Source organism: Sporosarcina sp. P33 (assembly GCF_002077155.1).
Lineage (GTDB): Bacteria > Bacillota > Bacilli > Bacillales_A > Planococcaceae > Sporosarcina.
Genome location: NZ_CP015027.1, coordinates 2,304,197 through 2,319,046 on the forward strand (window position 1 = coordinate 2,304,197; position 14,850 = coordinate 2,319,046).

The window sequence follows — 14,850 nt, forward strand, 5'->3', positions numbered from 1 at the left end:
TCAGACTTGACTTTTCCGGCCCAAAAATATAAGATTTGTATGGGCTCCTGAAAAGGACACATGAATTCGTGTATACGCGCTCCTTATTGTAGTTACGCTACAAATGGGGCGCTTTTTTGATTTTATATCCACCCTGACAGCATGTAAAAAGAACAAATGGAGGAACTACACATGACAAAATATATTTTTATTACAGGCGGAGTCGTCTCATCTCTTGGTAAAGGAATCAATGCGGCGTCACTCGGACGTTTGCTGAAAAACCGCGGTTTGAAAGTTACCAACCAAAAATTCGACCCGTACATTAACATCGATCCGCGTATGATGAGCCCATACCAGCACGGTGAAGTTTTCGTCACTGAAGACGGGGCGGAAACGGATCTTGACATCGGCCACTACGAACGTTTCATCGATATCAAATGTAATCGGTATTCAAACGTCACAATGGGGAAAGTTTATGATCTTGTATTGCGCAAAGAACGCAGCGGCGAATACAAAGGCGCGACAGTCCAGGTCATTCCGCATATTACAAATGAAATCAAAGAACTGGTCAAACGTGCGGGCGAAACGCTGAATGCAGACGTGGTAATTACAGAAATCGGGGGCAGCGTCGGAGATATCGAGTCATTGCCGTACCTCGAAGCAATCCGCCAATTGAAGACGGACTTAGCAAAAGATGATGTCATGTATATCCACAACACATTAATTCCATACCTTCATGCAGCAGGGGAAATGAAAACAAAGCCGACACAGCACAGCGTGAAAGAATTGCGCAGTCTCGGAATTCAGCCGAACATGATCGTCGTGCGAAGCGAATACCCGGTACCGCAGGAAATGAAAGACAAAATCGCGCTGTTCTGTAACATCAAGCCAGAAGAAGTAATCGAAGCGCTTGACGCAGAAACATTATACGAAGTGCCGCTTCGCCTTCACGAACAAAATATGGACCAGCTTGTTGTTGACTTCCTGGGTCTTGAAACACCGCAGCCTGAACTGTCTGAAGTAGAGGAACTTGTGAAACTGGTAAAATCATTGAAGCAAACAGTGAAAATCGCGCTTGTCGGTAAATATGTAGAATTACAGGATGCGTATATTTCAGCAGTGGAAGCAATGCGCCATGCAGGGTACGCATTCAGCACAGACGTTGATATCCAGTGGATCAACTCAGCAGACGTCACTTCAGAAAACGTGGCGGAACTTCTCGGGGACGCTGACGGAATTCTTGTGCCGGGCGGCTTCGGCGACCGTGCGATTGACGGAAAAATCGAAGCGATCACATACGCACGTGAACAGAAAATTCCGTTCTTCGGCATCAGCCTTGGCTTACAGCTGGCTGCCACTGAAATTGCGCGTAACGTGCTTGGTCTGAAATCTGCTCATTCTTTAGAGTTTGATACAGAGACAGAACATAAAATTACAACATTCCACCCGGATTGCCGCACAGCTAGTGAAGCAGACAGCACATTGCGTCTGGGTGCTTATCCATGTAAAGTGTCTGAAAACACAAAGGCATACAATGCATACGGTGAGGAGCTGGTTTATGAACGCCACCGCCACCGTTATGAAATTAACTTAGCGTACCGCGCGCAGCTGGAAGAGGCAGGATTTATCGTATCGGGCATCAGCCCGGATGGCCGTTTGATCGAAATTATGGAATTGCAGGATCATCCATTTTTCCTCGGCTGCCAGTTCCACCCGGAATTCGCTTCCCGTCCAACTACTCCACAGCCGCTGTTCCGCGAGTTTATCCGTGCAGCACTGGAACACCGAAACTAAAAAAATGCCGTCAGAAGAGAGTTCTTCTGGCGGCATTTTTGTATGCTGCATACGGACTAATAAAAGAAATGAAAGTTAGTCAGCAGATTAATCTGTACATGAATCTCAAATACGTTTAGTGACCGCATGAATTAGCTGGCCCATCATGGGCACTCAAGAAAAAAACAAGTGCATAAGTCCCGCATCCTAACCCAATGCCGGCAAATTTGTTTTATAAATCGTCTTCATCCGCCAGCATGTCGTCCATTGCGAGCTTTACTGCCTCGTAGGCGAATAGTGCGGCGAGTGCGTGCGGCTGGACGATTCGTTCGCCTGTCGGACCCGGTATCAGCCCTTTTTTTAAACCTGTCGAAATATAAGCGAACGCAAGGGAGGAAAGTTCATTGTCGTCAGTGTCTTTATCTGCGGCTAGTGCGGCGAATGGGACGAATTGATCAGACAGCTGTTCTGCCAATTCTAGTGCAGCAGGATGATCTGCATTTCGTGCCAGCAGCCACACGCGGTCTGCGGTGGTCAGTTCGAGCTCTTTCGTATAGCGGACTGCGCCGTTCATTGGCTCTGCGCCTTCCAATGCAGTGGACGCAATGGCCTCCATTTCACCAAAAGCCGCCAAAATGATGCGCCCTTCGCCAACAAGTGCCTGCGCAAGCAGACGGGCTGTATCTTCAATTTCTTGTTCCTGGCCTTCTGCAATTCTCTCCAGAAGTCCTCTGATTTGTGTCGTCAATATTTTCACGGAAATCCCTCCAAAATCTCAGTATAGGCGACAAAAGGTAGAAGTGCAAAAGTAAATGTAAAATAATAAAGGAAATCTTGTGAGTATTTAGAATAATACACAATAGAGTAAAAATGAGTTAAACTAGTAAAAACAGGTTGTACTCATATTTAAATATTTTTTATGCCGACGAATTATAGCTATATACGTATAATAATAATCGGATTTAATGAGTTGATTTATGGAATGCTGGAGAACACGGGGGAAACACAGGGGAAATTCACGTATTGGGGGAGATGGGTATGAAGCATTTATTAATTGTAGATGATCAGCCGGGTATCCGGTTGTTACTGGAAGAAATATTTAAGTCAGCGGATATAAAAACATCGCTCGCGTCAAACGGAAAAGAGGCGCTGGAAATTGTCCGGCAGCATCATCCCGACTGTGTGCTGCTGGACATGAAGATGCCGGGGATGAATGGCGTCGAAGTGCTTCAGGAAATTAGAAATATCTCACCGAAGGCGCTTGTCATGATGATGACGGCATACAGCGAAGTGGAACTGACGGAAGAAGCAGACAGACTTGGCATCGATCATCACTTTACTAAGCCATTTGATATATTTGACGTACGCAATACCGTATTAAAAAGGTTGCAGCTGCAAGGCGCCTGACAGTAGTAATCATGGCGTGAATTTGATATGCTTACAGGTAGAAATTAATATAATAAAAATACATTATAATTCGTATGAACCCAAGGAGGAATTTTGCATGCCACTCGTCTCGATGAAAGAAATGATGATTCAGGGGAAAGAAAAAGGATACGCGATCGGCCAGTTTAACCTCAACAATTTAGAATATACACAGGCGATCCTGCAGGCCGCTGAAGAAGAAAAATCACCTGTCATCTTAGGCGTTTCAGAAGGTGCGGCGCGCTATATGGGCGGTTTCAAAACTGTTGTCATGATGGTAAAAGGATTAATGGAAGACTATGGCACAACGGTGCCTGTTGCCATTCACCTGGATCACGGGTCCAGCTTTGAGAAGTGTCAGGAAGCAATCGAAGCAGGCTTCACTTCTGTCATGATTGATGCGTCTTCTAAACCGCTTGAAGAGAATATTGCTATTACAAAAAAAGTGGTAGAATTAGCAAAGCAGCATAATGTATCTGTAGAGGCTGAGCTTGGCGTCGTAGGCGGACAGGAAGATGACGTCATCGCGGACGGTGTCATCTATGCAGATCCTGCCGAATGTAAAGAACTGGTAGAGAAAACAGGCATCGACTGCCTGGCGCCTGCACTTGGTTCTGTACACGGCCCATATAAAGGAGAGCCGAATCTGGGGTTTGAAGAAATGGAAGAGATCTCCAAACAGGGAGATATTCCGCTAGTATTGCACGGAGGTACAGGAATCCCGACAAAAGATATTCAGCGTGCAATTTCATTAGGCACATCTAAAATTAACGTCAACACAGAAAACCAAATTCAGGGTACGCAAGCTGTGCGTGATACATTGCAGGCAGATCCGAAAGTCTATGATCCACGTAAATACCTTGCGCCGATGCGTGAAGCTATTAAAGAAACGGTCATCGGAAAAATGCGTGAATTTGGAAGTTCACAGCAAGCGTAATGATAGAGTGAAGACAGGACAAAGGAGGAGCGCAATACGTCTCCTTCTTTTGCTTTTCAGTAAATGAACGATTCATAACTAGGAGGACAATACACGTGAAATTTTTTATAGATACTGCAAATTTTGAAGAAATCAAAGAAGCGCACAGCTGGGGGATTATCTCTGGCGTTACGACCAATCCGTCGCTTGTCGCAAAGGAAAACATTTCATTCCATGACCGTTTAAAGGAAATTACAGCGCTTGTTCCGGGTTCTGTCAGCGCGGAAGTAATTTCACTAGATGCAGAAGGTATGATTGAAGAAGGACGCAAGCTTGCGGCACTGGCAGACAATATTACGGTGAAGCTGCCGATGACGCCTGAAGGTTTACAGGCTTGTTCGGTATTTGCGGCTGAAGGAATCAAAACGAATGTCACACTGATTTTCTCCGCCAATCAGGCATTGCTGGCAGCGCGCGCAGGTGCGACTTATGTTTCTCCGTTCATCGGACGCCTGGACGATATTGGCCAAAATGGGACAGAACTGATTGAAACAATTTCAGATATCTTCACAATTCACGACCTGGATACGCAAATTATTGCGGCTTCCATCAGACACCCGCAGCATATTACAGCTGCAGCACTTGCCGGCGCACATATTGCGACGACTCCATTCAACGTGTTGCAAAGTCTTTTTGCTCATCCGTTAACGACTAAAGGTATTGATCAGTTTTTGAAAGACTGGGAAACCAGAACGAATAAGTGATGGAACAAAAGGAGCTTGAAATGGACGTTTACAAAATCAAAGGCGGAAAACGGCTGCAAGGAACCATCAGAGTAAGCGGTGCAAAAAACAGCGCGGTTGCCCTCATTCCCGCTGCTATTCTGGCCGACTCACCGGTAACGATTGCAGGACTTCCCGAAATTTCTGACGTTTACACATTGCAGGCATTAGTTGAAGAAATTGGCGGGAGCGTAGAATTGAAAGACGGCGTGATGACTATCGATCCGTCAGAAATCATTTCCATGCCGCTGCCAAACGGTAACGTGAAAAAACTGCGTGCATCGTATTATATGATGGGTGCGATGCTCGGCAAGTTCAAACACGCGGTCATCGGATTACCGGGCGGCTGCCACCTGGGCCCGCGTCCGATTGATCAGCATATTAAAGGCTTTGAAGCACTCGGCGCGAAAGTGGAGAATGAACATGGCGCTATTTATCTGCGGGCAGATGAACTCCGCGGTGCGAAAATCTATCTGGATGTTGTCAGCGTTGGCGCGACGATTAATATTATGCTGGCGGCTGTTAAGGCGAAAGGCAAAACGGTCATTGAAAATGCTGCAAAAGAACCTGAAATTATTGACGTTGCGACGCTGCTTTCCAATATGGGTGCGAATATTAAGGGCGCAGGCACAAACGTCATCCGTATTGAAGGAGTAGAAACATTGCACGGCACAAAGCATACGATTATTCCGGATCGCATTGAAACGGGCACTCACATGATCATGGCCGCAGCAATCGGGGATGGCATCACCATTGATAATGTCATCCCGCTGCACGTGGAAGCAGTGACTGCGAAACTTCGTGAAATGGGCGTCAAAGTGGAAGTGGGAGAAGAACAAATTTTCATTCCTAAGCCAGAAAAGCTGGAGGCGGTCGATGTGAAGACACTGGTGTATCCGGGCTTCCCGACAGATCTCCAACAGCCGTTTGGCGTGTTGTCGACACAAGCGGAAGGTTCTTCCATTTTGACAGACACCATCTATCCGGCGCGCTTTAAGCAAATCGATGAGCTTCGCCGAATGAATGCAGACGGCAGGGTGGAAGGGCGTTCGGCAATTATTACCGGACCGACACCATTGCACGCTGCAACTGTTGAAGCGACAGACTTGCGTGCAGGCGCCGCTTTATTGATTGCAGGACTTTTGGCCACCGGTGAGACAGAAATTCATGAAATTGAGCACATCGAACGAGGATACGGCAAGATTATTCAAAAGCTGAAAAACCTTGGTGCAGACATCAATAAAGTGAAAGTGCCGGTGCAATCCTCGATTTCGGAGTGACGCTAATTGCCAAAAGGTGTATAATAGATTTAAACGACACATCCACTGCCGAAACGCAGTAAAAATGGATGCGGACGTAGGCAAATGAAAGGTAATACGCAATACGCGCCTTACCGCAAACAGGAGGAACAAAACATTATGGAACGCAGTTTATCAATGGAACTAGTACGTGTGACAGAGGCGGCGGCTGTAGCAGCGGCGCGCTGGATGGGACGCGGTTTGAAAAATGAAGCAGATGACGCGGCAACAGAAGCAATGCGCACGGTATTCGATACAATCCCAATGGAAGGTGTAGTCGTCATTGGTGAAGGTGAAATGGACGAAGCGCCGATGCTGTATATAGGTGAAGAACTCGGAACAGGTCACGGCCCGGCTGTAGATATCGCGGTAGATCCAGTGGAAGGCACAAACATCGTAGCGGCAGGCGGATGGAATGCACTTGCTGTTCTTGCGGTTGCAGACAAAGGAAACTTGCTGAATGCACCGGATATGTACATGGATAAAATTGCAGTCGGACCTGAAGCAGTCGGTAAAATTGATATCGACGCAAGTGTCACAGATAACTTGAAAGCTGTCGCAAAAGCGAAGAACAAATCAGTATCCGACCTAGTGGCATCTGTTTTGAACCGTGAACGCCATCAGGCAATTATTGAGGAAATCCGTGAAGCGGGCGCACGCATCAAGCTGATCGAAGATGGCGACGTAGCAGCTGCCATCAACACAGCTTTCGATGATACAGGTGTGGATATTTTATTCGGCAGAGGCGGCGCTCCTGAAGGCGTTATCGCAGCAGTCGGTTTAAAATGTCTGGGCGGAGAAATCCAAGGACGTCTGGTCCCTTCGAATGATGAAGAGAGAGCCCGCTGCATCAAAATGGGCATTGACGTAGACCAAGTTCTCATGATGGATGATTTGGTAAAAGGAGACGACTGTATTTTTGCGGCAACCGGCGTAACAGACGGCGAGCTGATGGACGGCGTGCAGTTTAAAGGCTCGTACTGCCGTACACAATCTATCGTTATGCGCTCTAAATCAGGAACGATCCGTTTCGTAGAAGGTCGCCACAGCATTGCGAAAAAGCCTCTTCTTGTGATGCAAGACTAACTCCCTCAACACCCGGTGTTACAGCCGGGTTTCTATTTCCTAAAACTATTCAAATCCATAATGTACGGCATTTTTGGAAAGGAAGTACATCTCGTACTCTCCTTTCTATTTACTGTGCCGAAATTTCCATAATAAAAATGAAGAGTGGTGTACGCACAGATGACAATGATTACTCTTGCCGACCTCGAGAACATGACGCTCAAGGAGCTGTATTCTCTCGCGAAGCAATTTAAAATCACCAACTATAGCAAACTGACGAAGAAAGAATTAATCTTTGCTATATTGAAATCTCGCGCCGAACAAGAAGGTTTCTTTTTCATGGAAGGCGTTCTCGAAATTATTCAATCAGAAGGATACGGTTTCCTGCGTCCGATCAATTACTCATCCAGTTCGGAAGATATCTACATTTCCGCATCCCAAATTCGCCGATTCGATTTGCGTAATGGCGATAAAGTAACAGGAAAAGTCCGGCCGCCAAAAGAAAATGAGCGGTACTATGGCTTGCTGCAAGTGGAAGCCGTCAACGGTCAAAATCCGGAAGTGGCACGCGAGCGCGTACATTTTCCCGCCCTGACACCTTTATATCCGGACCGTCAAATCAAATTAGAAACAGCTAAAAATAATATCTCCACACGCATCATGGATCTCGTATCGCCTGTCGGTTTCGGACAGCGCGGATTAATTGTCGCACCGCCAAAAGCGGGAAAAACAACGCTGCTGAAAGAAATCGCCAACTCGATCACGACGAATCATCCGGAAGCGGAATTAATTGTGCTGTTAATCGACGAACGTCCGGAAGAAGTAACAGACATCGAACGTTCTGTAAAAGCAGACGTTGTCAGTTCCACATTTGACGAAGTGCCGCAAAATCATGTAAAAGTGGCAGAACTGGTACTTGAACGCGCAATGCGTCTTGTCGAAAGTAAACGCGACGTCATCATCCTGATGGATTCCATTACTCGTTTGGCACGTGCATTCAACCTGGTCATCCCGCCAAGCGGCCGGACACTTTCCGGGGGAATCGATCCGGCGGCTTTCCATCGCCCTAAACGATTTTTTGGTGCTGCGCGTAATATTGAAGAAGGCGGCAGCTTAACGATCCTGGCCACAGCGCTTATTGAAACAGGCTCTCGTATGGACGAAGTCATCTACGAAGAATTCAAGGGAACCGGCAACATGGAACTGCACCTTGACCGCAGCCTGGCTGAACGCAGAATCTTCCCTGCACTCGATATCCGCCGATCAGGTACAAGAAAAGAAGAGCTGCTCATCCCGAAAGCAAATCTGGACAGACTATGGGCGATCAGAAAAACCTTCTCAGACTCCCAGGATTTCACCGAGCGCTTCATGAGAAAACTTCGGCAATCTGAGAACAACGATGAATTTTTCGATAAGCTGAATGAAGAAATGAAAAGTAAGAAGGGCAAGGGACTGATCTGATGTGGCAGTAGGTGCTTTGTCTTTCAAACTGCCGGGAAAAAGCGAAGTGCACAGCCGCAGTGAAAAGATGGAAGATAGCCTCCGCCGAACATGAAAAACCTTACTCAATACAGTGTGTAGCTATCCAATAAAAACCCAAATCAAACAGTTGCACAACATATCGAATTTTGCTATACTAATCAAGTACGGTTTTACTGTACACTGCATATACGGCTGACACACACGGGCCGTGTACGGCATCGATCCGTTTTATTGGCAACTGGCCGATAAAACGCCTAAATTCATACTCTGTTCCAGATGGTTCAGGGCGAGAGGAGAGAGACCGATGAAAGCAGGAATTCATCCCGATTACAAACTTGCAAAAGTAACTTGCTCATGTGGCAATACATTCGAAACAGGTTCTGTAAAAGAGGATATTCGAGTAGAAGTTTGCTCAGAATGTCACCCATTCTACACTGGACGCCAGAAGTTTGCTGCAGCGGACGGCCGTGTCGACCGTTTCAACAAGAAATACGGCATCAAGTCAGAAGAACAAAAGTAATAAAAGCCAGATACCCGTCAGGTGCAGTCGTGCCAGACGGGTATTTTTATAATTTTCTCTGGTAATCGCATTCGCGGAGGACGCGACCGCTCATAACACATGCAGAAGCGCTCATACTAGTATGTGATCCGCTCAGTAAGCTGGGGTAAGCGCTCATAGCCGCGCGTGATCCGCTCATAAACTTGGCCAAGCGCTCATACCAACGCGCGATCCGCTCATAATCCCGGTCCAAGCGCTCATAGTTGCCCGCGATCCGCTCATTAAGCCGGGGTAAGTGATCATAGCTGCGCGCGATCCGCTCTAAAACCTGGTTAAGCGCTCATAGTTGCGCGTGATCCGCTCATAATCCCGGTTCAAGCGCTCATAGCTGCACGCGATCCGCTCATAAACTTGGCCAAGCGCTCATAGCTGCGCGTGATCCGCTCATAAACTTGGCCAAGCGCTCATAGCCGCACGTGATCCGCTCATAAGCCCGGTTCAAGCGCTCATAGCCGCGCGTGATCCGCTCATAATCCCGGTTCAAGCGCTCATAGCCGCACGTGATCCGCTCATAAGCCCGATCCAAGCGCTCATACCAACGCGCGATCCGCTCATACAAGCAGATCAACCGCTCATAAACAAACAAAACTTAACAACTAACTCATACATATACACACAACATCGAAAGGGGATTGACCATGTACGTTTCAATGCAAGGCGGCTGGATGGAAGTCATCTGCGGCAGTATGTTTTCAGGTAAGTCGGAGGAGCTGATTCGCCGGATTCGCCGGGCGGAATTCGCCAAGCAAAAGATTGCGGTATTTAAACCGGCTATTGATGACCGGTACAGTGAAGAGGCCGTGGTCAGTCATGACGGTTCTTCGACTATCGCCAATCCAATTGCCAAAGCGAGTGAAATACCGGATCTCGTCTCAGATGATTTCGATGTGGTCGCCATTGACGAAGCACAATTTTTCGACGAGGAAATTTTAGATGTCGCAATCAGTCTTGCGGATCGGGGATTTCGTGTCATCATTGCAGGGCTTGACCAAGATTTCAGAGGAGAGCCATTCGGTCCCATGCCTCAATTGATGGCTGTGGCGGAATTGGTGACAAAACTCCAGGCAGTCTGTACTGTCTGCGGTTCGCCTTCGAGCCGGACGCAGCGGCTAATTGATGGACAGCCTGCATGCCAGGATGACCCAATTATTTTGGTTGGCGCATCTGAAGCTTATGAGCCGCGGTGCCGCCACCACCATGAAGTGCCGGTAAGCCGCGCAGAGCACGCAAAATAAACGACACGCCGTCTATCCGCACGCACGAGGATAGGCGGTTCTGTCATACAAATAAATCAGTATTCAACATTTCAGAAGAGGTGAAACTACTATGTTCGACAGACTGCAAGCAGTAGAAGACCGATATGACCGATTAAATGAACTACTTAGTGACCCCGAGATCGTCAATGATCTTGAGAAACTGCGGAATTACTCCAAAGAACAATCCGACCTGCAAGAAACTGTAGACGTATATCGTGAATATAAAGAAGTTCAGACACAATATAAAAATGCTAAAGAAATGCTTGATGAACCGTTGGATGATGAAATGAAAGAATTAGTCAAAATGGAAATAGACGAGCTGGAAGACCGGATCGAGCAGCTTGAAGAACAGCTGAAAGTGTTGCTCATTCCGAAAGATCCCAACGACAATAAAAGTGTCATTATGGAAATCCGCGGCGCAGCAGGCGGGGATGAAGCGGCTTTATTCGCAGGCAGCCTGTACCGCATGTATACACGTTTCGCGGAAATGAACCATTGGAAAGTGGAAGTCATTGATTCCTCTCCTACAGAACTGGGCGGTTTTAAAGAAATTATTTTCATGATTGACGGCAAAGGCGCGTATTCCAAGCTGAAGTACGAAAACGGCGCACACCGCGTACAGCGTGTGCCGGAAACGGAATCCGGCGGCCGCACCCATACATCCACTGCGACAGTCGCTTGTCTGCCGGAAGCGGAGGAAGTGGAAATTGAAATCCACGAAAAGGATATCCGTACCGACACATTCGCTTCATCCGGGCCAGGAGGACAATCTGTCAACACGACGATGTCCGCCGTGCGTCTGACACATTTGCCCACAGGAACGACAGTATCGATTCAAGATGAAAAATCACAAATAAAAAACAAAGAAAAAGCGATGAAAGTGCTGCGTGCCCGTGTCTATGACAAATTCATGCAGGAAGCACAGGCAGAATACGATGAAAAGCGAAAATCGGCTGTAGGGTCCGGCGACCGTTCAGAACGGATCCGCACGTACAACTTTCCGCAAAATCGTGTCACTGACCATCGAATCGGCTTAACGATTCAAAAACTCGACCAGATTATTGAAGGGAAGCTGGATGAAGTAATCGACGCGCTGATTATCGAAGAACAGGCCCGCCGCCTGGAAAGTTTGGATCGCAATGACTAAAACGATGCTGGAATCGGTAAAGCGGGCGCAGGATTTATTGTATGACCGCGGAATGGATACACATGCTGCGGAACTGGCCATGCGCGCAGTCACCGGCAAAAGCCACGCCGGCTATCTTGCCAGTTTACGTGAGATCATTCCCTATGAAACTTGCTCGCAATTTTGGGATATCGTCAAAGAACTGCTGGCTGGCAAGCCTATTCAATATATTTTAGGTGAGGAATCCTTTTACGGCTATTCATTCGAGGTGAATGAACATGTACTGATTCCGCGTCCTGAAACAGAGGAACTTGTTCATTATGCGCTAGAACGCGCCAACCGCTTATTTGGCGATAAAGTCATTCAGGTGGCGGATATCGGAACGGGCAGCGGGGCAATTGCGGTCGCTTTCAAAAAAGAGCGTCCGAGCGCCAGCGTGACGGCCACAGATTTCAGTGAAGCCGCTCTTGAAGTGGCGCAGCGTAACGCACAGCGCAATGAAGCGGATATTACATTCGTGCAAGGTGATATGGAAGAGCCGCTGCAACAGCAATCCTGGGATATTATCCTGTCCAATCCGCCGTATATCGCAGAGGACGAGAAGGCAGAAATGTCACCGACTGTCTATGCGTTCGAACCGCAAAGCGCATTATTTGCTGAAGAAGATGGGCTGTATTATTACCGCAGACTGGCGCAAAACTTGCCTCCTCTGATGAATCGCCCTGCACTGATCGGCTTTGAGATAGGATACAGGCAAGGCAAAATCGTTCAGGAATACCTCCAGCATGCGTTTCCCGAAGCAACTGTCGAGATCGCAGAAGATATCAATAAAAAAGAACGAATGATATTTTGTGAGATTCAATGAATAAAATCCTCTCCTGCGGGTCAAGATAGAGTGCAGGAGGGGATGACATGTTACAAGATTATCCGATGAACCAACAACCAACGTATACTTCAAAACTAGTGGCTTTTATAGAATTTGTACTTATACTGCTGACGATTCAAGGGGTGCTGCTCGTATTTGGCCAGCATATGACGGCAAGCGATGCCACGCAGTTCCGCATTCTGGCTAATTCAAATACGGCAGCAGACCAGCAAGTGAAGCAGAACGTGCAGGAAAAAATTGCACCGTTACTTGAGCAGGCAATCAATCAATCTGTCAATCAGCAGGAAATCCATGATAAACTTCAGGCGCTGCAGCCGGTGATACTTGACATCGCACAGTCGCAGGTGAATGGCGCGACGGTTTCAATCGAGCACAGTGCCGCATTGATTCCGCCGAAGCGCGTCGGATCATTCATTCAGCCGCAGGATGTTTATGATGCGTATGTAGTGAAAATCGGTGCCGGCAGAGGAGATAACTGGTGGTGCGCATTGTTTCCGAATGTCTGTTTTCCTGATGAAGCAAGTGTAACTGAAACAGAAGAAGAACCTGTTAGATTTTTCATTTGGGAGTGGATAAAATCACTGTTCAAATAAAACTATTCACAAATTTTGTGGATAAGATTCAGAGAATGTGTATAAAAAGGGGTTGAGCATATGGACACTACGCAAGAAAAAGTGGATAACCTAGTGGATAACGATGAAATCTATGAACAAGCTGTGGATATCCTGACTTCTGGAGGGATTGTTGCATTCCCGACTGAAACAGTTTATGGTCTCGGGGCAATTGCGACAGACGAGCAGGCGGTTCGGCGGATCTTCGAGGCAAAAGGAAGACCGTCTGATAATCCGTTAATTGTACATATTGGCAATCAGTCAGACATTACCAAATACGCGACAGACGTGCCGGAGATTGCGCATCAATTAATGGATGCATTCTGGCCGGGTCCATTGACATTGATTATGGAGAAAAAGCCCGGCGTTATTGCGGATGTCGTAACGGCAGGGCTCAGCACGGTGGCAATCCGTATGCCGGACCATCCGGTGGCTTTGCAGCTGCTGCGGAAGCTGAATATGCCGCTGGCTGCACCGAGCGCAAACCGCAGCGGAAAGCCGAGTCCGACAGAAGCCGGTCACGTCTACCATGACTTGATCGGAAGAGTGCCGCTGATCTTGGATGGCGGCGAGACGGGAATTGGCGTGGAATCCACTATTTTGGATATCACGGTCACGCCTCCCGTTATTCTGCGTCCCGGCGGAATTACTAAAGAACAGCTGGAAGAATTGATTGGTCCTGTTCATCTGGCAACGCAGCCTGCGGATCCGTCATCGGCACCGCGTGCACCTGGCATGAAGTATACGCATTATGCACCTGAAGCACCGCTGTTCGTCATCGAGCCGAATGCCGCTTATATCGAGAACGCGCTAGCCGCTATTCATCGGCAAAACAAACGCGCCGCAATCATCGGTCCGGATGAGTTATACACAGAACATGCGGATTGGTACTTTTCCACAGGTCCGATTGACAGCCGTGAAGCGATGGCATCGAGTCTGTATAAAGCAATCCGTCAGTGTGATCATACAGAAGCAGATATCATCCTGGCGATTGAGACAGATCTTTCCGGTATCGGCGCGGCGGTCATGAATCGTTTGAACAAAGCATCAGACGGCAGACGTTTTACTGAATAATAGCTGTTAACGATGAATAGCCCCCTTTGGCCCCCGCATAGGATGAACATATGCGAACTGCAAGGGGGCTTAGTCTTTGTTAGAAATCATAGCGGCTGTCGTTACGACAATCGATATTCTAATTATTTATACGCTTCTCCAGCTGCGGCGGGGCAGATTGATGATCACGCTGTGGACGATTATACTGAATATGGTGTTACCGCTTATTGGATTTTATACGGGAGAATGGATAGTGATTTACTTCACCGAGTGGAGCCACGCGCTGTCCGGCGTATTACTCTCGCTGATCGGTCTCCACATTTTGCTCGATGACTCTGAGCAGCCGTCACTCATCGAAAAGATTTCTCCGTTTTTTCTCGCTATGCTGGTCAGTGTGGATGCGTTCGCTGTCAGCGTGACATTTGGAATGATGCAGATGAATAAATGGCTGTTCATTCTGGCGTCCGGTTTCTTTGCCGGCTTTTTTAGCGTAGTAGCATTTTTGTCAACTGGCCGTATTCGGCTGATTAATGGAAAAGCAATTAGGCGGTTGGCTGGAATTGCATTAATCGGCATGGGTGTAATGTCCTTTATCATTTGAAGAATTGTGTTTCTTTTTTCACATAAATCCGGTATTCT

Annotated in this window: 16 protein-coding genes; 14 read left to right on the forward strand and 2 right to left on the reverse strand. The window is 47.5% G+C overall.

Annotated elements, in window-relative coordinates; all coding sequences use genetic code 11:
- Positions 1-171 precede the first annotated feature (171 nt).
- Positions 172-1,773, forward strand: a complete 1,602-nt coding sequence (locus SporoP33_RS11470) for a CTP synthase (protein ID WP_081243831.1) — start codon at positions 172-174, stop codon at positions 1,771-1,773.
- 211 nt (positions 1,774-1,984) lie between these two features.
- On the opposite strand, the gene SporoP33_RS11475 is transcribed toward SporoP33_RS11470, so the two are convergent.
- Complete coding sequence (locus tag SporoP33_RS11475) at positions 1,985-2,509, reverse strand: DUF2529 family protein (protein WP_081243832.1); 525 nt, start codon at positions 2,507-2,509, stop codon at positions 1,985-1,987.
- Between the two features lie 281 nt (positions 2,510-2,790).
- On the opposite strand from SporoP33_RS11475, the gene SporoP33_RS11480 reads away from it, so the two are divergent.
- The 7 genes from SporoP33_RS11480 (at position 2,791) to rpmE (ending at position 9,240) form a co-directional block, all read left to right on the forward strand.
- Positions 2,791-3,159 carry a response regulator gene (locus SporoP33_RS11480; RefSeq protein ID WP_081243833.1) on the forward strand — a complete coding sequence of 123 codons (369 nt, stop codon included), beginning with the start codon at positions 2,791-2,793 and terminating at the stop codon, positions 3,157-3,159.
- 97 nt (positions 3,160-3,256) lie between these two features.
- Positions 3,257-4,114, forward strand: a complete 858-nt coding sequence (locus tag SporoP33_RS11485) for a class II fructose-bisphosphate aldolase (RefSeq protein ID WP_081243834.1) — start codon at positions 3,257-3,259, stop codon at positions 4,112-4,114.
- A gap of 95 nt (positions 4,115-4,209) precedes the next feature.
- Complete coding sequence (gene fsa, locus SporoP33_RS11490) at positions 4,210-4,857, forward strand: fructose-6-phosphate aldolase (RefSeq protein ID WP_081243835.1); 648 nt, start codon at positions 4,210-4,212, stop codon at positions 4,855-4,857.
- Between the two features lie 20 nt (positions 4,858-4,877).
- Positions 4,878-6,155 carry a UDP-N-acetylglucosamine 1-carboxyvinyltransferase gene (locus SporoP33_RS11495; protein WP_081244846.1) on the forward strand — a complete coding sequence of 426 codons (1,278 nt, stop codon included), beginning with the start codon at positions 4,878-4,880 and terminating at the stop codon, positions 6,153-6,155.
- 138 nt (positions 6,156-6,293) lie between these two features.
- The gene (glpX, locus tag SporoP33_RS11500) at positions 6,294-7,259 is read left to right on the forward strand and encodes a class II fructose-bisphosphatase (RefSeq protein WP_081243836.1); all 966 of its coding nucleotides are present in this window, start codon (positions 6,294-6,296) and stop codon (positions 7,257-7,259) included.
- A 159-nt stretch (positions 7,260-7,418) separates the two neighbouring features.
- Positions 7,419-8,699, forward strand: coding sequence for a transcription termination factor Rho (rho, locus tag SporoP33_RS11505; protein ID WP_081243837.1), 1,281 nt, complete (start codon positions 7,419-7,421; stop codon positions 8,697-8,699).
- A 325-nt stretch (positions 8,700-9,024) separates the two neighbouring features.
- Positions 9,025-9,240, forward strand: coding sequence for a 50S ribosomal protein L31 (gene rpmE, locus SporoP33_RS11510; RefSeq protein WP_081243838.1), 216 nt, complete (start codon positions 9,025-9,027; stop codon positions 9,238-9,240).
- Positions 9,241-9,622: 382 nt separating this feature from the next.
- On the opposite strand, the gene SporoP33_RS11515 is transcribed toward rpmE, so the two are convergent.
- On the reverse strand, positions 9,623-9,838 hold the full coding sequence (locus tag SporoP33_RS11515) for a hypothetical protein (RefSeq protein ID WP_081243839.1): 216 nt from the start codon (positions 9,836-9,838) through the stop codon (positions 9,623-9,625).
- A gap of 79 nt (positions 9,839-9,917) precedes the next feature.
- On the opposite strand from SporoP33_RS11515, the gene SporoP33_RS11520 reads away from it, so the two are divergent.
- From SporoP33_RS11520 to SporoP33_RS11545, 6 genes are all read left to right on the forward strand, one after another.
- Positions 9,918-10,514: a thymidine kinase gene (locus SporoP33_RS11520; protein WP_081243840.1), complete on the forward strand. Its 597-nt coding sequence runs from the start codon at positions 9,918-9,920 to the stop codon at positions 10,512-10,514.
- A gap of 91 nt (positions 10,515-10,605) precedes the next feature.
- The gene (gene prfA / locus SporoP33_RS11525; protein WP_081243841.1) at positions 10,606-11,682 is read left to right on the forward strand and encodes a peptide chain release factor 1; all 1,077 of its coding nucleotides are present in this window, start codon (positions 10,606-10,608) and stop codon (positions 11,680-11,682) included.
- Positions 11,675-12,526 carry a peptide chain release factor N(5)-glutamine methyltransferase gene (gene prmC / locus SporoP33_RS11530; protein ID WP_081243842.1) on the forward strand — a complete coding sequence of 284 codons (852 nt, stop codon included), beginning with the start codon at positions 11,675-11,677 and terminating at the stop codon, positions 12,524-12,526. Before prfA ends, prmC begins: the two co-directional genes overlap by 8 nt.
- Before the next feature lie 47 nt (positions 12,527-12,573).
- On the forward strand, positions 12,574-13,140 hold the full coding sequence (locus tag SporoP33_RS11535) for a stage II sporulation protein R (protein ID WP_081243843.1): 567 nt from the start codon (positions 12,574-12,576) through the stop codon (positions 13,138-13,140).
- Between the two features lie 60 nt (positions 13,141-13,200).
- The gene (locus SporoP33_RS11540; protein WP_081243844.1) at positions 13,201-14,232 is read left to right on the forward strand and encodes an L-threonylcarbamoyladenylate synthase; all 1,032 of its coding nucleotides are present in this window, start codon (positions 13,201-13,203) and stop codon (positions 14,230-14,232) included.
- A 76-nt stretch (positions 14,233-14,308) separates the two neighbouring features.
- Positions 14,309-14,812, forward strand: a complete 504-nt coding sequence (locus SporoP33_RS11545; RefSeq protein WP_081243845.1) for a manganese efflux pump — start codon at positions 14,309-14,311, stop codon at positions 14,810-14,812.
- Positions 14,813-14,850 lie beyond the last annotated feature (38 nt).